This window comes from Beijerinckia mobilis, assembly GCF_000745425.1.
Taxonomy (GTDB): Bacteria; Pseudomonadota; Alphaproteobacteria; order Rhizobiales; family Beijerinckiaceae; genus Beijerinckia; species Beijerinckia mobilis.
Map to the genome: position 1 here is coordinate 74,655 of NZ_JQJH01000010.1, position 22,028 is coordinate 96,682.

18 protein-coding genes are annotated in these 22,028 nt (G+C 55.4%); 10 read left to right on the forward strand and 8 right to left on the reverse strand.

Going from position 1 to position 22,028, the window contains the following annotated elements; translation table 11 throughout:
* Positions 1 to 5: 5 nt before the first annotated feature.
* The 4 genes from DL88_RS09695 to DL88_RS09710 all read right to left on the reverse strand — a co-directional run bounded on the left by DL88_RS09695 (position 6) and on the right by DL88_RS09710 (position 3,288).
* Positions 6 to 890 (reverse strand): YicC/YloC family endoribonuclease, encoded by an 885-nt coding sequence (locus tag DL88_RS09695; protein WP_034995270.1) that lies wholly within the window; start codon positions 888 to 890, stop codon positions 6 to 8.
* Positions 887 to 1,603 (reverse strand): phosphoribosylglycinamide formyltransferase, encoded by a 717-nt coding sequence (gene purN, locus DL88_RS09700; protein WP_084705094.1) that lies wholly within the window; start codon positions 1,601 to 1,603, stop codon positions 887 to 889. The genes DL88_RS09695 and purN overlap by 4 nt, the downstream gene beginning before the upstream one ends.
* Positions 1,600 to 2,667, reverse strand: a complete 1,068-nt coding sequence (purM, locus tag DL88_RS09705; protein WP_034995272.1) for a phosphoribosylformylglycinamidine cyclo-ligase — start codon at positions 2,665 to 2,667, stop codon at positions 1,600 to 1,602. Before purM ends, purN begins: the two co-directional genes overlap by 4 nt.
* A 111-nt stretch (positions 2,668 to 2,778) precedes the next feature.
* Positions 2,779 to 3,288 (reverse strand): hypothetical protein, encoded by a 510-nt coding sequence (locus DL88_RS09710; RefSeq protein WP_156971030.1) that lies wholly within the window; start codon positions 3,286 to 3,288, stop codon positions 2,779 to 2,781.
* Between the two features lie 72 nt (positions 3,289 to 3,360).
* Between DL88_RS09710 and DL88_RS09715 the strand changes: the two genes are divergently transcribed.
* The 5 genes from DL88_RS09715 (at position 3,361) to DL88_RS09735 (ending at position 8,119) form a co-directional block, all read left to right on the forward strand.
* Positions 3,361 to 4,293: a LysR family transcriptional regulator gene (locus DL88_RS09715; RefSeq protein ID WP_034995276.1), complete on the forward strand. Its 933-nt coding sequence runs from the start codon at positions 3,361 to 3,363 to the stop codon at positions 4,291 to 4,293.
* Positions 4,294 to 4,386: 93 nt separating this feature from the next.
* On the forward strand, positions 4,387 to 4,620 hold the full coding sequence (locus DL88_RS09720; protein WP_034995278.1) for a hypothetical protein: 234 nt from the start codon (positions 4,387 to 4,389) through the stop codon (positions 4,618 to 4,620).
* A 659-nt stretch (positions 4,621 to 5,279) separates the two neighbouring features.
* On the forward strand, positions 5,280 to 5,828 hold the full coding sequence (locus DL88_RS09725; protein ID WP_034995281.1) for a CDP-alcohol phosphatidyltransferase family protein: 549 nt from the start codon (positions 5,280 to 5,282) through the stop codon (positions 5,826 to 5,828).
* Positions 5,829 to 6,270: 442 nt separating this feature from the next.
* On the forward strand, positions 6,271 to 7,419 hold the full coding sequence (locus tag DL88_RS09730; RefSeq protein WP_034995284.1) for an AI-2E family transporter: 1,149 nt from the start codon (positions 6,271 to 6,273) through the stop codon (positions 7,417 to 7,419).
* A 1-nt stretch (position 7,420) separates the two neighbouring features.
* Entirely contained in the window at positions 7,421 to 8,119 is a 699-nt protein-coding gene (locus DL88_RS09735; RefSeq protein ID WP_034995287.1) for a P-loop NTPase family protein, read from the forward strand.
* Positions 8,120 to 8,298: 179 nt separating this feature from the next.
* Here the strand turns inward: DL88_RS09735 and DL88_RS09740 are convergent, their stop codons facing one another.
* Entirely contained in the window at positions 8,299 to 8,619 is a 321-nt protein-coding gene (locus DL88_RS09740) for a YdhR family protein (protein WP_034995289.1), read from the reverse strand.
* A gap of 220 nt (positions 8,620 to 8,839) precedes the next feature.
* On the opposite strand from DL88_RS09740, the gene DL88_RS09745 reads away from it, so the two are divergent.
* Positions 8,840 to 9,925, forward strand: a complete 1,086-nt coding sequence (locus DL88_RS09745) for an alpha/beta fold hydrolase (RefSeq protein WP_280949203.1) — start codon at positions 8,840 to 8,842, stop codon at positions 9,923 to 9,925.
* 84 nt (positions 9,926 to 10,009) lie between these two features.
* Positions 10,010 to 10,696, forward strand: a complete 687-nt coding sequence (locus DL88_RS09750; protein WP_051955837.1) for a DUF938 domain-containing protein — start codon at positions 10,010 to 10,012, stop codon at positions 10,694 to 10,696.
* Between the two features lie 71 nt (positions 10,697 to 10,767).
* Here the strand turns inward: DL88_RS09750 and DL88_RS09755 are convergent, their stop codons facing one another.
* Complete coding sequence (locus DL88_RS09755; protein ID WP_034995291.1) at positions 10,768 to 12,222, reverse strand: GntP family permease; 1,455 nt, start codon at positions 12,220 to 12,222, stop codon at positions 10,768 to 10,770.
* Between the two features lie 1,118 nt (positions 12,223 to 13,340).
* Between DL88_RS09755 and aspS the strand changes: the two genes are divergently transcribed.
* Together aspS and DL88_RS09770 are read left to right on the forward strand one after the other, a co-directional pair.
* The gene (gene aspS, locus DL88_RS09765) at positions 13,341 to 15,134 is read left to right on the forward strand and encodes an aspartate--tRNA ligase (protein ID WP_034995297.1); all 1,794 of its coding nucleotides are present in this window, start codon (positions 13,341 to 13,343) and stop codon (positions 15,132 to 15,134) included.
* 1,328 nt (positions 15,135 to 16,462) lie between these two features.
* Positions 16,463 to 17,218 (forward strand): YkgJ family cysteine cluster protein, encoded by a 756-nt coding sequence (locus DL88_RS09770; RefSeq protein ID WP_034995299.1) that lies wholly within the window; start codon positions 16,463 to 16,465, stop codon positions 17,216 to 17,218.
* Positions 17,219 to 17,561: 343 nt separating this feature from the next.
* On the opposite strand, the gene DL88_RS09775 is transcribed toward DL88_RS09770, so the two are convergent.
* On the reverse strand, positions 17,562 to 19,013 hold the full coding sequence (locus tag DL88_RS09775) for a DEAD/DEAH box helicase (RefSeq protein ID WP_084705095.1): 1,452 nt from the start codon (positions 19,011 to 19,013) through the stop codon (positions 17,562 to 17,564).
* A 792-nt stretch (positions 19,014 to 19,805) separates the two neighbouring features.
* Here DL88_RS09775 and DL88_RS19345 point away from each other — a divergent pair.
* Positions 19,806 to 20,585 (forward strand): methyltransferase, TIGR04325 family, encoded by a 780-nt coding sequence (locus DL88_RS19345; RefSeq protein WP_210165295.1) that lies wholly within the window; start codon positions 19,806 to 19,808, stop codon positions 20,583 to 20,585.
* A 350-nt stretch (positions 20,586 to 20,935) separates the two neighbouring features.
* On the opposite strand, the gene DL88_RS09785 is transcribed toward DL88_RS19345, so the two are convergent.
* On the reverse strand, positions 20,936 to 21,736 hold the full coding sequence (locus tag DL88_RS09785; RefSeq protein ID WP_034995303.1) for a DUF2076 domain-containing protein: 801 nt from the start codon (positions 21,734 to 21,736) through the stop codon (positions 20,936 to 20,938).
* Positions 21,737 to 22,028: the final 292 nt, after the last annotated feature.

The following is a 22,028-nucleotide window of genomic DNA, read 5'->3' on the forward strand; positions in this document are numbered from 1 at the left end:
AGGCGTTATTCGAGATTTTGAATCTGCTCGCGGAACTGCTCGATCTCGACACGCAATTCGAGCCCGATATCGGTCAAGCCGGCGTCATTGGATTTCGAGCATAGCGTATTGGCTTCGCGGCCCAGCTCCTGCGCCAGAAAATCGAGCTTGCGGCCACAGGGACCGCCGGTTTCGAGATGCGTACGCGCCGCCTGCACATGCGTCAGCAGACGATCGAGTTCTTCGCGAATATCCGCCTTGGCTGCGAGCAGCAAGGCTTCCTGATGCAGGCGCGCGGGATCAAGCCCCACCTGATCGGCGAGCCGGGCGATGCTGGCGGCAAGTTTGGCTTTGATCGCTTCGGGTTGGCGTCCCGGACAGCTTTCGGCCGCCTTGGTCAGGGTGCCGATCCGTTCAAGCCGGCTGATGAGGATGGGGGCGAGCGCCGCCCCTTCCACCTGGCGCATGGCAACAAGGCCCGTGATCGCCTCATCGAGATGGAGGAGAACGGCGCCGTTCAGGGCCTCGCGTTCTGCGGGGCTTTCCTCTGCCTCGATGATTTCGATGAGTCCGCGAACACCAAGGAGGCCGTCGAGACTGCCTGTACGGATGCCGGGCGGCAGTGGGAGATCCCCGATGGAGGTCAGCAGTTTTTCTAGAAGTGCCTCATTGATATGGACTTCGGGCGCCATCGCCTCGCGCTGTACATTGAGCGAGGCATGCACGGTTCCCCGTGTCAGCGCCTTGCCGAGTCTTTGCCGGATGTCCGCCTCGATCGCGTCGAATCCCGGCGGTAGCCGCAGCCGTAGATCAATGCCTTTGCTGTTAACGCTCTTCAGCTCCCAGGCAAAACGCGCGGCGCCCTGGCTGCCGGTGCTGCGGGCGAAGCCGGTCATGCTTGCCAGAATCATGAACGCTTCTCCCGCGCTGAGGGATTTGCCGGTGGATCACCTTCAGGAACTGGTCCAGGCACCCGCAAGGCCGAGGGCAGGAGCGTTGCATCGGCATTGTTCTGAAACAACACACGATTGCCCGCGATGCGCCAGCCGCCGCGCGCAATATAGTCTAGCGCACGTGGATAGAGCAGATGCTCCTCGGCGAGAACCCGCGCTGCCAAAGTCTCAGCTGTGTCGTCTTCCAGAACCGGAACGGCGGCCTGTGCGATGATCGGTCCGGCATCCATGGCCGGCACGACGAAATGGACCGTGCAGCCGTGGATTCTCACGCCATCCTCCAGCGCGCGCTCATGCGTGTGCAGGCCGCGGAAGGATGGTAGGAGGGCGGGATGGATGTTCAAAATCCGTCCTTCCCACTGGCTGATGAACCAGGGTGTCAACAGCCGCATGAAGCCGGCAAGGCAGAGCAGCTCGATGCGATGCAGCTCAAGCAAGGCTTGCATGGAGCGTTCGAATTCCTCACGCCCGGCATAGATTTTATGGTCCACCGCCGCTGTGGCGATCCCCTTTTCCTTGGCGAAACGGAGCCCTTCCGCTTCCGGCCGATTGGAAAGGACGAGGGCGATTTCGGCCGGAAAATGCGGGGCACGAGCGCTTTCGATCAGGGCCCGCATGTTGGAGCCCCGGCCGGAAATCAGGATGGCGGTGCGTTTGCGGGAGGGCGTCAAAGCGAAAGCCGCCCCTGAAACTGCACGCGTGCGCTCGCTGGCGCCGACTCGACGACCGAGCCGAGCCGTACCGGTTTCTCTCCGGCCTGTCGCAACGCATCCTCGACGGTTTCGATTGAGCCGGCCGCAACGACGAGGACCATGCCGATGCCGCAATTGAAGGTGCGCAGCATTTCGGATTCCTCTATGCCGCCTTCGCGGGCGAGCCAGCCGAATACGGCAGGTACGTAAATGCGGGAGAGATCGATCTGGAGGTCGAGCGAAGCCGGTAGAACCCGTGGCAGATTGTCCTGAAAACCACCCCCAGTGATATGCGCCAGAGCTTTGATCCCCGGTGCCGTCGCAAGGGTTTGGAGCAATGGCCGGACGTAGATGCGGGTCGGCGCGAGAAGCGCCATGCCGAGCGTCGTATCGGGTGCGAACGGCGCCACCATCCCAAGATCGAGACCTTTGAGGGTCAGAACCCGACGGACGAGAGAGAAGCCATTTGAATGCAGTCCGGAGGAGGGCAGGCCCAGAAGCATATCTCCGGGGACCATATCGGCGCGCGGCAGGAGATTGCCGCGTTCGACCGCGCCGACCGCAAATCCGGCGAGATCATAATCCTTGCCCGCATAGAGGCCGGGCATTTCCGCCGTTTCGCCGCCGATGAGGGCGCAGCCCGCCTCGCGGCAGCCTTCGGCGATGCCTTTGATCACATCGGCTGCCGTTGCCGGTTCGAGTTTGCCGGTCGCGTAATAATCGAGAAAGAAGAGCGGTTCTGCGCCCTGCACGATGAGATCGTTGACGCACATGGCGACGAGATCAATGCCGATCGTCTCGTGCCGGCTGCTGTCGATTGCGAGCTTGACCTTGGAGCCCACACCATCATTGGCGGCAACGAGAATCGGGTCGTGGAAACCGGCCGCCTTGAGATCGAACAGGCCGCCGAAGCCGCCAATCTCGGCATCCGCGCCCTTGCGGCGGGTTGCGCGAACAAATGGCTTGATGGTTTCGACGAGCGCATTGCCGGCATCGATGTCGACGCCGGCTTCCGCATAGGTCAGGCCGTTCTTCTTATCCATGGAGGGTCCGAATTGTCGGGTCGAAGCCATCGGGCGGGCGATGCCACGCCTGCGCCGGCGAGAGACTAACACATTGTTTTTATGCTGGAACTTTAACGTCGAAAATGACGATCATCTGCATGCTGTAACGGCTTGTTGGGGCCGATGCAAGTTGGCCGCGTCAACAGCGCCCAACGTGACAAGCTTGGCATTGACAGCAGAACGGGCCGCTGGCATCACAAATCCTTGAACGATAATAATGTTCAGGGAATCATTTTCGCTTCGATATTGCCACATTCCCTCAAAGCGCGGCCTTACGAAAGTTTCCGTGAAAAAGATGGCATACAGTCGTATGGCGTTATTCTCACGCAAATGATTTTTCAGCATCTTTGCGACTTTGAAAATCGGAGGCGGAGCCGGAGAAGCGGCCGGAGGCGGAAAATGGGTCCGACTCGGAAGCGCTGTCCCTTGCTCGATGGGCAGCCAGAGCATTTCGTATCGATCCGGACATGAAAAAATCTTTGTATTTTCAAAGTGATATATCAAAAATCGACGCGTCATGAGCAGAAAATGCTCTCGACTTCCCATATCGTTTCGCGCCGGCGTCGAAAACGCGGACATGATTGAGGCAACAACGGTCACGCTTTGCGTGCGTTGGCAAAAGGTAGTGAAAAAGCTTCTTTAATCGTCTCATTGAGACGGCCGGACGGTGCGATGCAGAAACTCGATGATATGATCACCTTTGTCCGCGTCGTGGAGCGCGGCAGTTTCGTGGCCGCCGCGCGCCAGCTCGGCGTGCCGCCGGCCACCGTCAGCCGCAAGATTCAGGAACTGGAACATCGGCTCGGTATTGAATTGCTGCGGCGCACGACGCGCAGGGTTTTCGTAACCGAGGCTGGTCGCGCCTTTTTCGATAACGCTTCACAGGCGCTGACTCTCATCGAGGAGGCTGAGCTCGTCGCCAAGAGCTACAGCAGCAAACCAGCCGGCGTACTGCGAGTCCTTGCCCCCTATACTTTGGGCATTTTGATCATCGACCAGATATTGCCGGCATTTCAGCGTCTTTACCCGGAAGTTTTGGTCTATCTGACTTTGAACAATGAACCGCTCGATCTCATCGAGCATGGATTCGATGTTGCCGTCCGGCTTGGTGCTTTGCCTGATTCGACCTATGCCGTGCATCATCTCATGCATGCCGTCCGTCGGGTTGTCGCCTCTCCCTCCTATCTGGAAAAGCATCCGCCGATTGAATCGGTGAGCGACCTCGAACACCACGTCTTTCTGAGCGCATCCATCGATACGCCGGCTGCCGGCGCCACCATGACTTTTCGAAAGGGTCAGGAACAAGTGCCTGTCACTCTCGTGCCGCGCATGGTCTCCAACGAGGCATCGGTCATTCTCAATCATGTTCTACTGGGTGAAGGATTCGCCCTCTTTGCGGAAATCCTCACGGAACCCTTCCTCGCCAGCGGCGCCCTGAAGCAGGTCCTGCCGGATTGGCATAGTGGCGATCCGTTGGAAGCCTCTCTGCTCTTTAGCCGGCATGCGACGAGCGATCCTAAAGTGAGGCTTTTTATCGATTTTCTCACGAATGAGGCCACGACTTCGAAGAAGCGCAGCACATTATTGCTTGGTTTGAGAGAATGAAATTCCGTTTTGGCCAATGATCAATCCGCTCCGGAAGTTTATATTTTTTTTTAGTGAGGGGGCGATGAAGTCGCTCCCGCAAGGAGCAGAAAGATGAAACATTTGGTCTCGGCCTTATTGGCCTCCAGTTTGGTACTTGCCGCCGGTGCGGCGGTCGCCAATGATAAAATTCCCGCCAATGCAAATGAATATTATTCTTATGTCGACAATCAGAATGATCGCGTCGGCCATGTCGTGCATCATGAAAAGAGCGACGGCGGTGCCTTCGGTCGCATGGGACAGGGCGCGAACCCCTACTTTCCTGAAGGACCTGGTAATCCCCGCTAAGGCCAGGCATTAACTTCAAAATTTGCCCGGCCCCCTGTTGAGGAAGATTTGGTGTCCGCTCATTCGAAATGCAACAGGCGATAGAAGCCCCGATTGAGAGCTCTCGCCTGACGGCCATTAAATGAAGAATTGTCAGTTCCAAGACGGTTAAACATCTGTCGACTGGGCAATTCTTTCTCGTAAAAGCACCACCTTTATCCTGCTTTTCCCTCAAGAAGCGCGATAAATGTGGTGCTTTTTCTTTGTCAGGACTTTTAACGGCGCAATCCGTTTGAACATAAGGATGGGGCTCTCTTCGAACAGCCCGGGAAAAAGCCGTTTTCCAAATCTTTTGGCTCATTCCGATCCATTCCCGCATGCCTTGCGATCGAGGCCATTGAAGGCAAAAGGCGATGATTCTGACTCATCGCTTGCGCCCCTGCGACTATGCGCGGCTTTCCGGCGAACATTTATGGATTATGACAGGTCGCGATCCATGCACTTCGATACGAATCGCTCGGCTGCACTTCCCGTTAATGATTCTTGATGAAGAACCGGCGCGTCAGGGGAACAATTATGCCGATCGGGATTTGTCTGGAGCATGAAGCATTGAATAGGATGCTTCAGCAGTTCATTCAGGCGCCATTTTCCATCGCGGTGCCGGTTTCCCGTATCAGCCCATGCTCACAGCGAATTTCGGCAGCATTCCGAATCTGATCAGCCTGTTCCGGCTGGTGCTCGTCCCGGCCATTGTCGTGATGATCGCTTCGCATCGCTGGATGGAAGCCTGCATCATCTTCATTATCGCCGGTATTTCCGATGCCCTTGATGGTTGGATCGCCAAAAGCTTCGACCTTCGCACGGAGCTTGGTGCCTATCTCGACCCGCTCGCGGACAAGGCCTTGCTCGTCTCGATCTATATTGCTTTGGCGATCAATCAGACGATCCCCGCGGGTCTGGCGATTATTGTCGTCGCACGTGACCTGATGATCATCGGCGCCTTCATGGTCTCATGGCTCCTGGATAAGCCCATTCGCGTGGTGCCCTTGCCGATCTCCAAGCTGAATACCGCTGCCCAGATCGCTTTTGCGTCGCTTGTCCTGGGCGTCAAGGCATTTGCGCTTCCCGCGCACCCGTGGTTCAGCATTGGTGTTTACACCATCACATTTCTGACATTGGCGTCGATGGCCGCCTATATCTCGCGATGGATCCGCCATATGAATCTGTGATTCTCGGCGGATTTCTGAAATCCCCATTGTTCGACATTCCTGTCAGCATTGCTTTTGCTTTGGAAAAGCAGAATCCATCATGGCTCTGGCCGTGCAAGGCGGCTTAGAATCCGCTGTGGCCTGTGAGGCTCGATATGACCGCCCCACAAGAGGGCATCGTCTTTTGGCCACTGGGATCTGCGAAGTGGGCTTTGCGTGTGAATCGGTGATGCCGACACAGCCCTCGATAATTTCAAGTCTCAATGGGCGTGACTCATTGAGACTTGTCCCCGCGCTTGCGGAGCGGCGGCTTTCCGCCGAACCTCACTGATCCCAATAGGTTGGGATCAGTGAGACTTGGTATGAGACAATGATTTTGCGCTTTGGGAGGATGCTTCATTCGGATGGGTGATCGCCGGTGAGGTGACGGACTTCGGTTTCACCATCATGAGGGCCCAACGTAATGCGTATCGAATGGCAAATCTGTTTCTGGGTCGTCGCCTTTTTCCTGGTGGTCTTTTTGTTTTGGCTTTTTAGCGCAGTGATCCTGCCCTTCGCGGCGGCTGTCGTGCTCGGCTATCTGCTCGATCCCGTGGCCGATTATCTTGAGGGTCTCGGGCTCAATCGCCTCGGTGCGACCTTGCTGATTCTGGCGGTTTTTCTCGTCGTCGTCGTGGTTGCCGGCATCCTCATCCTGCCAATTCTCGGCCATCAATTCGCGGGGTTCATTCAATCGCTGCCGGATTATATCCACAAGCTTGAGGATCTCATTACTCAGGGACGCGACCGCCTGGCGACTGAATATGTCGGCGCCTTTATTGAAAGGCTTGGCCTTGGCCATTTGGAGGGGCCAGAACTCGCACCGAAGACAAGCGATATGGTTTCGCAGGTCATTCAATGGGGAGCCGGTATTCTGACATCCCTCTGGAGCGGAGGGGCGGCGCTCGTCAGTCTGATTTCTCTGCTCGTCGTCACGCCTGTTGTTGCCTTCTATATGCTGCTCGACTGGGACAAGATGATCGCCAAGATCGATAGTCTCATTCCCATCCGACACCGGGCTACCGTGCGGGCATTGGCTGCGGAAATCGATGCGGCGATGGCGGGATTTCTGCGTGGCCAGTCACTTGTGTGTCTGTTTCTCGGCCTCTGGTACGGGCTCGGCTTTACGCTCGTTGGTCTGAATTTCGGCCTGCTGATCGGTATTTCAGCCGGGATCCTCAGTTTCATTCCTTATGTTGGATCGCTGGTTGCGCTGGTGATCGGTTCGGCTGTCGCGATCGTTCAAGATTGGCCGAACTGGCATCTCCTCTTCGTGACTTTGTCCGTGATTTTCGTAGGCCAGTTTCTTGAAGGGAACATTCTCGCGCCGAAACTTGTCGGTGAATCCATCGGACTGCATCCGGTTTGGGTCATGTTCGCGCTCTTGTCATTCGGCAGCCTGTTCGGTTTCACCGGCCTTCTCACGGCGGTTCCCGTGGCTGCAGCAATGGGTGTCATCCTGCGTTTTGCCGTCCGGCGTTACCGCGCCAGCGCGCTTTACACTGGTATTACCGAGGCGAGCCCCAAAGTCCTCATCGATGTTGCAGTCTTGCAAAGCGAAGGTGAACAATAGGATGAAATCGGCAAAGCCGGCGCGCCAGCTGATCCTTGATCTGGCTGGTGACCCTTGTTTCGGCGTCGAGGATTTCTTCGTCTCATCCTCGAATGAAAAAGCCTATGCCATGCTGGAATTGTGGCCGGATTGGCCGGATCCGGTTCTTTTGCTGCAGGGCGCTGCCGGAGCCGGGAAGAGCCATCTCGCGTCGATCTGGGCACGCAGGGCAGGGGCTAGACGTCTCGCCGCCCGCGACCTGTTGCTTGAAGATGATCTCGAACGATTGGCGCGGTCAGGCCCCCTGTTGATCGAGGAGGCCGAGACGCTCGCCATAGTGCAGGCACAGCTTTTTCACCTTCTCAACCTTGTAAGGGAATCGCGTCAGGCTCTGGTGCTGACGGCGAGAACGGCGCCCGACCTTTGGGGGCTGAGCATAGCCGATCTTCTGTCGCGTCTCAGACTTGCGCCGTCGGTCTCTATCGAGCCACCTGACGATGATCTGTTGCGGGCCGTTCTGGTTAAGCTTTTCCTCGACCGGCAACTTGTCGTGGATACGGCGCTCATCGATTATGCGGCTTTGCGCCTTGATCGTTCCTTCGAAGCGGCCCGTATCTTCGTCGAAAAGCTCGATCAGGAAGCGCTTGCGCGCGGGTCAAGGATCACCCGAATGCTCGCCGGAGAGGTCCTGCAGACGATGATACCAGCCGATCCGGAATGATCCGCCTGGAGCGTTTCGGATATATCCGGAACGCTCCACGAAAGAAAATTAGAGTATTTTCAAAATGATGGAATCGCGTAGCGATTCAACATTATCGGAAAATGCTCTAAGGGTACCGTACCGGATAATCTCCTCGGGAGAGGCTGGCTCAATCGCCAACGAAGGGTTTAGCGTTTTGCCTAAACCGCTTCAGGGATGAAATAGGGCGCATCCATTCCGGCGCTCGCTTCCGCCACGATATCACCGTCGAAAAGTTTGACGGAAAGGCTGCCACCGAGCTGCGCCGCCGCCCCCGCGAGATAGCCCGTGGCATAGGCCTTCGCATTTTCCTGACTGTCGAACTCGTAGAAGCCGCCAATCGTATTGGTATTGATGCCACTCAGCCAGGTTTTGCTCTTGAGACCCGGTTCCTTGCGCATGGCTTCGTTGATGGAGCGCCAGTCGATTTTTTCGAAGGGTATAGCGACCTGAATCTCGGCATAAAGGAAAGTTCGGCTCATTTTTAACTCCTGCTTGGCTCGTGTCGCATGACGGTTTCGAAATGTCAGAAGCGGGGACTAGAGCATTTCCGCCTGGAGCAGTTCGGAAACGTCCGAACCGCTCCAGGTGGTCGGTCTCCGCTCTTGGGAGGTACAGCATATTAGTCTATTAAAATCACAGATTATATCAACATAAACTATCAGCGGCTTCGGCTTAAAGTTGACAAAATCCATAGAATAATTGAAATTTCTTCATCCGCAGCCTTTCGACGATGAGACGACATTGGGCTCCTATTACGATCGAGAACGACACGGGCCTTTTGAGATCCATGATCTGGGACCCTTTCTGCTGGAAAATGGCGGTACTATCCGCAATTTGCAGCTTGCCTATGCCACCTTTGGGGAACTGTCGGCTGCCGGGGACAACGCCATCCTTTTCCCGACATGGTATTCCGGCACCACGAAGATCTTGGAACAGGCTTATATCGGTCCGGGCCGTGCGCTTGATCCAGATCGCTATTTCATCATTCTCGTCAATCAGATCGGTAATGGTCTCTCCAGCGCGCCGAGCAATAACCCGGCTCCTTTCAACGCGGCGCGATTTCCTTTGGTTTCGATCGGCGATGACGTCCGTGCTCAACATCGCCTTGTGACGGAACATTTTGGATTGACGCGGCTGCAGCTCGTTCTGGGGGGATCCATGGGGGCCCAACAGACCTATGAATGGGCAGTCCGTTATCCGGAATTCGTCCGCCGCGCCGCGCCGATCGCCGGAACAGCCCGCGCGAGCGCGCACAATCAATTGCTCGTCGAGAGTTTCATCGAGGCGATCACCAGTGATCGCGCTTATGATAATGGCTGGTATGATAATGCCGGCGACATTCATCGGGGCCTGCGCCGCCATGCGCGCCTGTTTGCCACAGCGGCTTTCACCCCCCGTTTGTATGCAGAGGAGGGATGGCGGGACCTCGGATTCTCATCGACCGAGGATTTCCTGACCGGCTTCGTGGAGGGGCATTTTCTCCCTCAGGATCCGAACAATCTCATTCTTCTCGCACGTAAATGGCAGGGTGGTGATGTCGGCCGCAACAGTGGGGGCGATATCAAAAAAGCTTTGTCCCATATCATAGCCACGACATATGTCATCGCAATCGATGAGGATGGGCTGTTTCCATTATCGGACATCGCCGCTGAACAGACATTGGTTCCTGGCAGCCAGCTGAAACACCTGTCTTCGATCTGGGGGCATCTCGCGATTTTTGGGCTCGACCAGAGCTATCGCGATGGAATTGACACTATACTGAAAGATTTGCTGGCGACTGCCTGACCCACAAAGTCGTCAAGCCGCATGAGCTTTCGAATGATGCAGATGGAATTTTCCAGTCTGCCCGCTTTCCGATGGGAGACAATCATGACACATAATATCGATGACCATCTGCCGGAACCGGGAATTGTTGAAGAGCCGAGGCCGCCGATCGATCCCTATCCGCTGAGCGCCTATGTCTCCTGGGCTGGACGGCGCAATCGTGATCCTATTCTTGGCGTCTTCAAAACCCTGTTCCCGAAAGACGGCTGGGCACTCGAATTGGCCAGTGGCAGTGGTGCCCATGTCAATTATTTCGCGCCGCATTTTCCAGAAGTGACTTTCCAGCCGTCCGATTATGATGAGAAGGTTTTTGAAACAATCTCGAAGACACGGGATTCGCAAGGCAACAAGAATGTCGTCGATCCTATTCGCGTTGATCTGACGAATGCCGAGACTTGGCCGCACGCTGAAACACGCCTTTATGATGTCGTCTTCGTCATCAATCTGTTTCAGGTCGCGCCGCTATCAATCGCGGAAGGAATTTCCGAGCTGGCTTCGAAAGCTCTGACACCACGCGGCTTTTTGGCCATCTACGGTCCCTTTAAAGTCGATGGCCACTATACGACGGAATCCAATCAGAATTTCGATCAGGAAATTCTTTCCAAACAGGTGCCGGAATGGGGCCTGAAAGATATTCGTGATATTGAAAAGATAGCCGGCAAGCACGGTCTTCTTCTCAAGAAGCAGATCGATTTGCCGGCCAATAATTTCATTTTGCTCTTTTCTCGTTAAAAAGAGCATCAAGGCTCTTGCTCAACCGCAATCATTGAGAAAAGCGGTTGAGCAAGATTTATCGATCTGTTTTAGAAGGAGCCCACCAAGGAGCCAACGCCGATGACGGCGACCAGAGCGAGGATGGCGCCAACAATGGCGACCATGACGAGATCGAAATAGCTTTCGCCATGGGTTGAATTGCAGACGGCGAGCATCGTCACGACAGCACCATTATGCGGCAGACTATCCAGCGTTCCAGCTCCGATCACTGCCACACGATGCAGCAATTCGGGATTGATACCTTGTTCTGCGGCAAGTCGCATATAGGTCTCGCCGAGCGCATCGAGCGCGATCGTCATGCCGCCGGACGCCGAACCCGTGAGTGACGCGAGAACATTGGTCGCGATCGCCAGGGAAACGAGCGGACCACCCTCGATCGACAAAACCCACTCACGCACCAAATTGAAGGCGGGCATTGAGGCGACCACGACGCCGAAGCCGACCAGGCTTGCCACGCTCAATACCGGCAGGACCGAGGCATTCGCGCCGGCATCGATGCTGGCGCGGAGAGCAGGCAGACGCCGGAAATTGATGAGAATGAGTGTTATAATGGCCGACGCGAGAGCGACGACCACAGACCAGACACCACCGACAGCCGCCAATGTGGTCGGCCCAAAACGGTCTTCGGAAAGATAGGAGACGTCGATCTCCGGCAGGATGATCATGGACATGATCAGATTGACGACAATCACGACGACGAGAGGCAGGACCGCCAACGCAAAGGGTGGCTTCGTCGCGCTGACGTGCCCATGGCTCAATTCCGCCGGATCGAATTCCTGCGCGGCGCTCGCCAGAGCGCGGATGCTATCATCCTTGATGACAAGGTCGGTATTGGCGCCCACATTGCCATTATAGCCCTCGCCCTTGCGCCGGGCTGACGCTTCCGCGCGGCTCAGCCACCATAATCCAAATCCGAGCATGATCGCCGAAGCGAGAATGCCGAGACCGGGCGCCGCAAAGGGCGTGGTGCCGAAAAACGGCATGGGAATGGCGTTCTGGATGGCTGGTGTCCCCGGCATGGCGGACATAGTGAAAGTCGACGTGCCGAGAGCGATGGTGGCGGGCATCAGACGGCGTGGAATGGAAGATGCCTGGAACAGGGCATGAGCCATCGGGGCGATGACGAAGAAGGCGACGAAAAGGCTGACGCCGCCATAGGTGACCAGCGCTCCTGCCAGAACGACAGCCAAAATGGCGCGTTTCGGCCCCAGTTTCTCCGTCATGTAATCGGCAATGGCGGTGACCGACCCGCTGTCTTCCATGAGCTTTCCAAAGATCGCCCCAAGAAGAAAAATCGGAAAAAATTGCGCGACGAACCCTGCGGCGCTGATCATGAAAGTTTGCGTCCAATGCGCAAGCAAGGGTTCGTTCGAAAAAGCCGCGGTGATAATGGCTGCTATCGGAGCAAGGATGAGGACGCTCCACCCGCGAAAAGCGAGCCATACCAAAAAGGCTAGAGAAAGAAGTATACCAAAAAGACCCATGGGCAGACCAGCTCCATAATATTGTCACATGAATATAACGAATAGTCTGTTGTCAATATTAACAGACCTGGGTGCCAGATCAGAGCCACGCAATCAACGTGGCTCGTGACAGTTTGTATTCCATACGCCAAGTCTCATTGATAACAATTAGTTATTGTCAATGAGACTTGGCGTCAAAGCCACTGCGCTGCGGTCGCGGGATCGGGTTTCCAGGAGTCATCCTCATCAGGATTTGATGTCAGCATGCTTTGAAGGAAAACCGGACAGGGCCAAGATTGGCCTTTGTCACGAAAGCTTTTTCAATATTCATCTTGAAAAAGCGATTCATGAATATGCCGAGAACCGTAACGACTCTATGCTAGCTTAGCAATGCGCGAAGGTGGCTCGCTAAGATTAAATATGAATACCTGCCGGTAGTTTATGAGGATGGATGTTCACCCCGTGGCTCCCTCCGTTTGTCATTGGGACATTTACGGGATGCCCTTCGCAGATTTGAGAGAGCAGGTGGTAGGTTCGAAGTTCAGTTCCCTGAAGAAAACGCTCTATCTGAAATTATGAGAGCTTCGCGCGTCGTTAGTGCATTTTTAGACTTCGTTCAAAAACACCTGAATAGCCCTGGAGCGACGCACCGCGCCTCTCCGGGCGCCTGGGCCGTGCATAATTTTCTAGCCGCGCGTTAAATCTCAAGCTGGGCCATGATCTGTCTCGGAGAGGGTAGGCGCTCGCGAGAGCGGCGGCGCTCAGCGTGCCCGCGGACAAATTCTCCCTAACGATCCGCAGTTGCGCGATAGCCGGTCTGGTTGTGAAGAGCCGATTTAATTTCCCGGTGAATTCGGGCAAATTTCTGGAAAACGCCGCATTTTTCTAACTCCCTCCGAGCGCAATGTGTCGGGATCACAGCCTTCGATGGAATGCCGCGGCCATGCTGCTCCGGAGGTAGAGATGCGAGCCAGAAGAGGGGCCAGCTCTTGATGCGCCGCAAGGCCAAGAACGGGAGGAATCGAGAATTCATCGTGGAGTTGACGAATTCCATCCCTTGACAGATGCCTTGCCGCATGCGGTTGTCCCGTTCCACATAGCCTTTGGCCCCATTTCTGAACCGTGACCGTGAAAAAATGATGCACCGCTACCGTAGCCATACTTGCGGCGATTTGCGCGAGACCCAAGCTGATGAAACCATACGTCTTTCCGGATGGTGCCATCGTATCCGGGATCATGGCGGCGTCTTATTCATCGATCTGCGCGATCATTACGGCATGACGCAGTGCGTCGTCGATCCCGATTCCGCGGCTTTTCCATTGGCGGAAAAATTACGCTCCGAATGGGTGGTCAAAATTGACGGACTCGTGCGCAAGAGACCAGCCGGCACCGAAAATCCGGAAATGCCGACAGGCCTCATTGAGGTCTATGTGACTGAGATCGAAGTACTGGGCCCTGCGGCTGAACTGCCCATGCCGGTTTTCGGAGATGTTGATTATCCAGAGGATATCCGGCTCAAATATCGATTCCTCGATCTTCGCCGCGAGAAGCTCCACAAAAACATCATGTTGCGCGGCAAGGTAGTGGACAGTTTGCGGCGGCGCATGAAGGAACAAGGCTTCTTTGAGTTCCAGACGCCGATCCTGACGGCTTCAAGCCCGGAAGGTGCACGCGATTTTCTCGTTCCATCGCGTATCCATCCTGGAAAATTTTACGCGCTACCCCAGGCGCCACAGCAATATAAGCAATTGCTGATGATGGCGGGCTTTGACCGGTATTTTCAGATCGCGCCCTGTTTCCGCGATGAGGATCCGCGTGCCGACCGCCTGCCAGGCGAATTCTATCAGCTTGATATCGAAATGAGTTTCGTGACTCAGGAGGATATTTTCGCGGCGATGGAGCCGGTCATTCGCGGGGCTTTTGAGGAATTTGGCAACGGGCAGCCGGTGACGCAGGTTTTCCCGCGGATTCCTTATGCTGAAGCCATGCTCAAATATGGCTCGGACAAGCCGGATTTACGTAATCCTCTGGTGATCGCGGATGTCACTGATCTCTTCGGGCGCGATGACGTCACCTTTAACGCCTTCAAGAATGTTATCAAGAAGGGTGGTGTCGTGCGCGCCATTCCGGCAACGGGCGCGGCGGCACAACCACGCAGTTTCTTCGACAAACTCAATGATTGGGCCAAATCCGAAGGCGCTGCCGGTCTTGGCTACGTAATTTTCGAAGGAGGCGACAATGGGCCGGTTGGCAAGGGACCAATCGCCAAATTTCTTCCCGCCGATGTCCAGGCTGCGATCATCGCCAGAGCGGATCTGAAGGCGGGCGACGCTGTCTTCTTCGCCTGTGATATTGAGGAAAAGGCCGCTAAACTAGCCGGAGCGGCGCGTTTGCGCATCGGCCATGAACTCGGTCTTTCGAAGACCGGGGTCTTCGAGCTTTGCTGGATCGTCGATTTTCCGATGTATGAGTGGAATGAGGACGATAAGAAGGTCGATTTCTCGCACAATCCCTTCTCCATGCCACAAGGCGGCCTTGAGGCGCTGCAACAGCAGGATCCACTGACTATCAAGGCATTTCAATATGACATCGCTTGTAATGGTTATGAGATCGCCTCGGGAGGGATCCGCAACCACCGTCCGGAAGCGATGGTCAAAGCTTTTGAAATTGCTGGCTATGGCGAAGAAACCGTGGTCGAGAGATTCGGCGGTATGTATCGAGCGTTTCAATATGGGGCGCCACCCCATGGCGGTATGGCTGCCGGTATTGACCGAATCATCATGCTTCTCGCGGGTGTCCAGAATTTGCGGGAAATTTCTCTGTTTCCAATGAACCAGAAAGCAGAAGATCTCCTTATGGGCGCGCCTTCCGAAGCTACGACCAAACAATTGCGGGAGTTGCACATTCGCCTCAATTTGCCCGAGCCGAAATAAGGGCCTGATCGTCTATCTCAACAATTGCATGATGTGATGATTTTTGAATCTATGGAAAACCACGATTCAGAACCTGATCAGTGGGAGTGCATCTGTTGAGACGATGCCGGACCTAGGGGCGTCATCGCTGCCGGATGTATAGGAGCGGATCCGGCCCCTGTTCACGCAGGAGCGTTTGGCTCCGCTTCGGCATTTCTGAATGCGCGCTGATCGGCGTGAGCCGCGCAAGACCAGGGCGGTATCGGCCAAGGCCTCCGCCGGGCATAAGCCCGGTTGGGGCGCATCGGAGTGGTGGGTGCCACAGCCTGCCATTCAACTCGGATATTGAAGGCGGCCCGTCGGACAGTTTCTCAGAAGCTCCGGCTGCTTTCGACGAAGACAACATACGGGCGCTGCCAACAAAATCCTGCCGGAGTGCTAATATCTTCTGCAGGAACGTCGATATTCCTGACAATTCCCGACACCTTCTTCTTTCAGTTCCGCCTCATGGGCGCAGGCCCAACGCAATTGGTCGCAATCCGTACGACTCACGGATCGGCCTTCATAGATAGGCTGCGCCAAAAATCCGCGTGTGCCGAAGCTAAACCCTTGCGCAAGAGCTGCCGAAGAGACCAACAGGCAGACCGTTGCTGTGAGCGCAAATCCATAAATTCCCATTGGCGCGTTTCCCTCTATCTTATTCTCCCTGAAAACAGGGGGCGATATAAAATGTTCCGTTCGTTACGGCGCGTTACAGAACATTTTCAGACGGCCACGATGACGCACCAGAGGAGATGATGATGCGTGTCGACCTATGGCTTGGTTGTGCCGCCGCTCTTTTGTCTCCGCCCGTAGGCCCCCCGAGGGAGTGATCTGCGAAGCATTGCTGCTAGCGCGGTCCTGCTTTCGACGGCGCACCTCGTTCGCATTATTCAGGTGACCAATCGCCGACAGTCTGCCTAAAGCGGAGCATAATGCTTCGCGGCCATTTGTGCTTCCTTGCAATTCAACGAGTTATCTCGTATCGCATTGTGACACTATTGACATGCTATATATATAGTTATATATGATTCTGTCAGCACCTCCGGCGCCGCCTGCGAGGCTTAATCAAGGGGTGGATGGGTCAGGGCGCGCTAACCCAATGCAATTCAATTTCGATCGTCCGGGAATATTTTCGCTCCATCGGAATAGTCTCTGATCAAAACATTGGTTGGCTTAGTGTGTGATCTGGCAATTGTGGAACGCCATTGATGGCGGTCTCCCGAGCCGAAACTATGTCTTCATCGTTACCGTTCGTTGTATGCGCCGGATGAGTGCGCGGTCTGTATCTTTTATATCGGGGAGTGATCATGCCGATTCTCGATGCCGCCAATCCGCTCTCCTTTTTCAAGGGAATGAACGGCGTCTTTCTTGACGTGATCACTCGCGAGCGTGACAAAAAAGCCTTCCTCGATGCGCTGCTTCCCCGCGCCTATGAGACATTCGAAGGCAGTGTTGACGCCTGCTCCAATGGACCGGGATCACTTGCATGCCGCGGTGGTTGCGCCAGTTGCTGCACCATTCGTGTCGCCGCGACAGCCCCGGAAATCCTCTATATTGCTCAGCACCTTCGGAACCTCGCAGAGGAAGAGTCATCGGGGCAATGGATGCGTGATCTTCTCGGCCGGCTGCTTGAAGCCAATAACGCGACCCACGGTGTTGGCGAACAAGACCGTATGGAACAGGGCACCGTCTGTCCCTTCATCGAGGACGGCCTTTGCGTGATCTATGATCGCAGGCCATTGGCCTGTCGCGGTCATGCGTCTTTCTCGGAACAAGCCTGTATCGACGCCTTGAACGGTGAGGAAATCGCGGTACCGGTATCCTCCCTCCATTTGACGGTTCGTAGCCTGATCCAAAACGCATTGCAGTCGGCTCTCCGAGATACACGTCTTGAATGGGGTGTATACGAACTTAATCAGGCTCTTGAGATCGCCTTGCGCAATCCGCAGATAGACGCCGAATGGTTGGCGGGAGCCGATGTTTTTGCCGATGCAGCGATTACTGATGTCAGCGCGGAAGAAATGGCTGAAACATTTGATGCCATCAAGGCAATGGCTGCCTAGCGCGTTTCGGTTATTTCCGGAAACGCTCCCATCAGAAATCAGGGCAATTTTCGAAGCAGGGCGTATCTGAAAGAAGATCCCATTACATCGGAAATGCTTTAAGTTCAGCCTGATAAATTCAGACATTTAGCACACCGGCTGCGGAGCCCGCGGTCGGTGTAGATGTCATGCTATCATTGTTTGTGTTGACGGAATAGGTGAGGGTTCACGAGCGCCTGTTTGCAGGGGTGAACAGGTTACACCCCTGCCAAGCGGAGATGAAATCCTCAAATCAACGAGTCAATCGCATTCACGCCACAGGCGTTTGCAGCCCTTATGAAGATTGACGATACGACAAAGCCAATCAGGTTGGGTCCGCCGTCGTCTGCCCGGATTGCTGGCTGTGGAAACGCGCCGAGAAGCCTGGACGGGAGCGCATTGATTTGGCGGCGGCGGGAGAAACACTGTTTTGCCGATCCCCGCGCGAATGGCGCGGCCCACGTGCCGAATGTGCGTTGTCAGAGTGTCTTCCCGTATCACCGGGCAGGCCTGGAAAATGCCCCGAGCGTTGCTCTTGTCTTGGAGCTATTCCTTTCGGAACCACGCCGCCCTTCTGATTTGCGGGTCTGCGCGCTGCTGGACCGGCGCTGCGAGGAAGCTGAACGTCCTCATGCCCGGGGGCGCGGCGATCCTCGACGGGAAGGTTGAGCTTGGTCAATTTTTCGATATTGCGCAGGTAGTCGCGTTCCGTGCCATCGCAGAGGGAAATAGCGATTCCCTCTGCGCCCGCCCGTGCGGTTCTGCCGATGCGATGCACATAGCTCTCGGGAACCTCCGGCAATTCATAATTCACGACATGGGTGACACCGTCGATATCGATGCCGCGTGCCGCTATATCGGTTGCGACGAGCGCCCGAATATGACCCGAACGAAATGCCAGGAGTGACCGCTCGCGTTGGCTTTGGCTCTTGTTGCCATGAATTGCGAAAGCAGGAATACCGGCTTTTTCGAGATGCTGGGTGACTTTGTCGGCGCCGCGCTTGGTGCGTGTAAAGACGATCGTACGCGTCATCATCGCATCGCCGAACAATTCGACCAGAATATCACGTTTGCGATGGGCCTCGACGAAAACTACCTGCTGGCGTACGCGATCGGCTGTTTTTGCAACTGGCGTTACGGAAACGGACACTGGATCACGCAGCAATTCCGTGGCGAGCTTGCGGATTTCCACAGGCATTGTGGCCGAAAAGAAGAGGCTTTGCCGTTTGGCGGGCAGAGCCGAGACGATCCGGCGGATGGGCTTTACAAAACCGAGATCGAGCATCTGATCGACTTCATCGAGGACGAAGAATTCGGTCTTGTCGAGATGGGCGACACGCGAATCGAGGTGATCGACCAGCCGTCCAGGCGTTGCGACCAGCACATCGAGACCGCGTTGCAGCGCCTTGATCTGAGCGCCCGGCGCGACCCCGCCGAAGACGACGGCGACCGAGAGCGGATGCGACTGCCCGAAAGATTGCCCTAGGGTCTTGAACGTTTCGGCGATCTGGCTGGCTAATTCTCGCGTGGGGCTCAAAACAAGAACACGGGCGCCACCGCGCGGAGGCTGCGCCGGATGTGCCAGGAGATGATGCAGGATCGGTAGCGCGAAGGCGGCGGTCTTGCCGGTTCCTGTTTGTGCAATTCCGATGACGTCACGGCCTTCCAGGATTGCCGGAATGGCTTGCGCCTGGATCGGCGTCGGCCGGGTAAATCCTCGCCTTGCTAAAGTGTCGAGCAGGGAGGGGGCAAGTCCGAGGCCGCGAAAATCAGTCAAAGAATAACCTTTCCAAGCATTTAGAAGATCTGGGATAATGTGGTTGCAGACGGTCGTGAACCTATGGATAGGCGTGAGCTTCTCAATTGCAGCCACACATCGCCGTTCTTCCTATCGCAGTTTCCATGCTGCTTAGCCGCGAAAGCGGCGCTCGGATTCCAAAGGCTGATACTCTTCAACTTCTGCCTGCAAGTTCAGGGTATTGTCAAGCCAAAGTAGCTGTAGGCCGGATTCTCAAAAGGAAAGGGAGGAGCCTTTGATTCCTCGCATATTAGCGGCATGCCACACTCTGTTTATTTATATCGATAAATATATAGGTTTGCAGGAAACGTGACGTCAAGGCTTTCAATACGATCTTCGCTGCCCGGCCCCGTTGAGCGATCTCTCGCGTCGATGTGAATGGGACATTATCCCCATTGGCTGATCGGCCTGGCGTGATGGTGGTCAGTATGCGGGAGGTATGATTGGCATGGTCATGACTTGGAGGAATTGGCCTGAAGAAATCGCTTCGAAAACATGCATTGTTTGTGATGGTGAGACTGTCAAGAATTGGTGATTGAAGAGCGGCTACATTTGGTCCATAATTATGGTAACGTTGAGAAGCATGAAATTTAAAACATGTTTGCGTCAATGATATCAGATGCGTTCTGTAGTTTGTTTATTTCACGATGCTTCTTTTTAGTTTGAGTTCATTTTGTAATAAGAAGGATTGCCACGTTGATGCAGACCTCTATCATGCAAATACGCGGCTCTACTGTGCAAGTACTGAAACGGTTCTTTCTAATAAAATACTTGCTTAGTCTGTATTCCGTTAACCTCTTTCTCCGGCGTGGGTGCGGCCGCTTCTGGGGGCAGTTTCCGACCTACAAGGAAGCTTATGATTTTTTGCCTCCGCGACGGCGGGTTGTTTATGACGAGGATCGTGTCGTTCCGATCTCTCTGGAATCCTTTCTGCTGGTGCACCTCTTCGATTGGCCGATCCTGTTTCATCTTCAGAGGCTGATCCACGACAAGAATTTGCGCAGGATCACCGATTTTGGCGGCCATATCGGTGTAAAATATCGCGCGTTCCGTGACATTCTCGTATTTCCCGATGATCTGCGATGGCAGGTCATTGATGTACCGGCCTTACGACGGGAGGGTGAGCGGCTGGCCCGTGAGGACAATCTGCCCGCCCTTCAATTTTACGCGCAACCCGAGGATACAGAACCCTGCGATGTGCTCCTGTGTTCGGGTGTCCTGCAATATTCGGATATTTCACTCGAAGCGCTCGTGCGCAGATTGCCGCGTCTGCCGCCGCTGATCTTGATTAACAAAGTGGCCGTCAGCGACTTCGGACCCTATTATACTTTGGAGGATTTTGGTCCCGGCCGCATGGTCTATCGCGTGTTCGGCGTTTCGGAGCTTGAGGATATTCGTACAGCCCTGGGATACGATAAAATCGCCGACTGGACCGTGCCCTATCGCGATCTCGTTATCCATGGCCCGCAAGGCGACGTTGTCGCACCCATGATCGGCGAGGCGTGGCATTTGAATAATGTGCCTGAAGGGTCCCAAGGCAAATCTCATTGATCAGAACCAATCAATGAGATCCGCTGCCACGCGTATTTTCCGTCGAACTTGGTAGCCGCTGCTGATGAACCTGTCATCAGCAGCGGTCCGAATAAGATCTCGGAGCTTGGCTTTGGAGGTGCCGCAGGATCATTGCTGCGGGACTCGCGTGTGTTTTCCGTATTGTGGAAAGGCTCCCATCTTCCCACTATCGAAGCATTAGAGTGTTTCGGATATATCCAGGAACGTTCCACTCAAAAAACAGAGCATTCTCAGGGGAATGGAATCCCGAAGCGATTCAGCCTTATCGGAAAATGCTCTGGAAAGACCTCGATGGCGGGAAGCGAATGGTTTCAGCGCCCGCGTCTCACTCACACGTCATAGGAACCGTCGTCTCCGTAATCACTGTCGCCGTCATCGGCGGCATTCTGCGGATCATTCGGATAATGATTGGTGTCATTGTGCCAATCTGCCTGATGGGTCTGGTCATCCGAACCATAATAATTGTTGATGATCGTTTCGCTCCCTGGCGTCCCGGCTCCTATCCCTCCGAGGCCGGCATTGGAAAAACCAGAGCCGATCCCGAGTGAATTATTGTGGCCGCCGAGCAGACCCCGCAGCGAATCCGCGAGAAGGACACCACCGGCGACGCCTGCAGCAGCGCCGAGAGCGCCTTTCAGAAAGCCGCCACCCTGGTTTGCAGCTTGCGGAGGCTGAGGAACGGGTTGGGCTCCCCAAGGTCCTGCTTGCGGCGGATAATCAGGTTGGCGCTGTCCCCATGCACCGGAAGGGTTTTGATTCGCCGATTGCTGCCATGGATTGCCCGCAGGCTGTTGCGGCGGACGTGTCTGCTGCGCCTGATTGCTCGTTTGACCGCCACCAAAGAGGGAACCGAGGCCTCCCAGAAAGCTGCCGCCGGAGGCCGGCTGCTGATTGGCGCTTTGCTGTTTCAGCGCTTCAACCTCGCTCTCGAGCTGGCGCAGCCGATCATTGGCCGCGCTCAAAGCCTGTTCCTGCACCAGGACGGTCTGTGCCAGCAGATAAGGAGCATAGGGTTGCGCCCGCACTGCATCCGCGATCAAGGCCTCGGCTTCCTTGTCGCGCGGATTGGCGCCGAGGGGTTTCGTCCGGTCGAACAAACCGATCAGCAATTGGCGTTCTTCGGGTGACATCCTGTTCTCCCAAGAAAAGTAAATTTGCGGCCTGCCGGAGCACGACGTCTCTCCGCAGCAAGGGGCTGTCGCAACCACTCCGGCCTTGCGGCCGTTTGCAGGCGTTATAAGTGGGCTCGGCGCCTCGCGCCGAAGATATGGGGCTGCTGCAATGAGGCTCCAAGCCCCTACCTCGCCGTCCGAGGTGATGACCGGGGCGGACTATGGACCGGTGCGCCAGCACTCTTACCAGGAAAAGCCATCTCATCCTGGGAAATAGGGAGAATATCCATTTATTTTCAATTGAATAGAG

Coding starts and splice junctions, on each gene's coding strand:
- DL88_RS09695 (WP_034995270.1), bottom strand. CDS start 890: ATGATTCTGGCAAGCATGACCGGCTTCGCCCGCAGCACCGGCAGCCAG.
- purM (WP_034995272.1), bottom strand. CDS start 2,667: ATGGATAAGAAGAACGGCCTGACCTATGCGGAAGCCGGCGTCGACATC.
- DL88_RS09715 (WP_034995276.1), top strand. CDS start 3,361: ATGCAGAAACTCGATGATATGATCACCTTTGTCCGCGTCGTGGAGCGC.
- DL88_RS09720 (WP_034995278.1), top strand. CDS start 4,387: ATGAAACATTTGGTCTCGGCCTTATTGGCCTCCAGTTTGGTACTTGCC.
- DL88_RS09725 (WP_034995281.1), top strand. CDS start 5,280: ATGCTCACAGCGAATTTCGGCAGCATTCCGAATCTGATCAGCCTGTTC.
- DL88_RS09730 (WP_034995284.1), top strand. CDS start 6,271: ATGCGTATCGAATGGCAAATCTGTTTCTGGGTCGTCGCCTTTTTCCTG.
- DL88_RS09735 (WP_034995287.1), top strand. CDS start 7,421: ATGAAATCGGCAAAGCCGGCGCGCCAGCTGATCCTTGATCTGGCTGGT.
- DL88_RS09740 (WP_034995289.1), bottom strand. CDS start 8,619: ATGAGCCGAACTTTCCTTTATGCCGAGATTCAGGTCGCTATACCCTTC.
- DL88_RS09750 (WP_051955837.1), top strand. CDS start 10,010: ATGACACATAATATCGATGACCATCTGCCGGAACCGGGAATTGTTGAA.
- DL88_RS09755 (WP_034995291.1), bottom strand. CDS start 12,222: ATGGGTCTTTTTGGTATACTTCTTTCTCTAGCCTTTTTGGTATGGCTC.
- aspS (WP_034995297.1), top strand. CDS start 13,341: ATGCACCGCTACCGTAGCCATACTTGCGGCGATTTGCGCGAGACCCAA.
- DL88_RS09770 (WP_034995299.1), top strand. CDS start 16,463: ATGCCGATTCTCGATGCCGCCAATCCGCTCTCCTTTTTCAAGGGAATG.
- DL88_RS09785 (WP_034995303.1), bottom strand. CDS start 21,736: ATGTCACCCGAAGAACGCCAATTGCTGATCGGTTTGTTCGACCGGACG.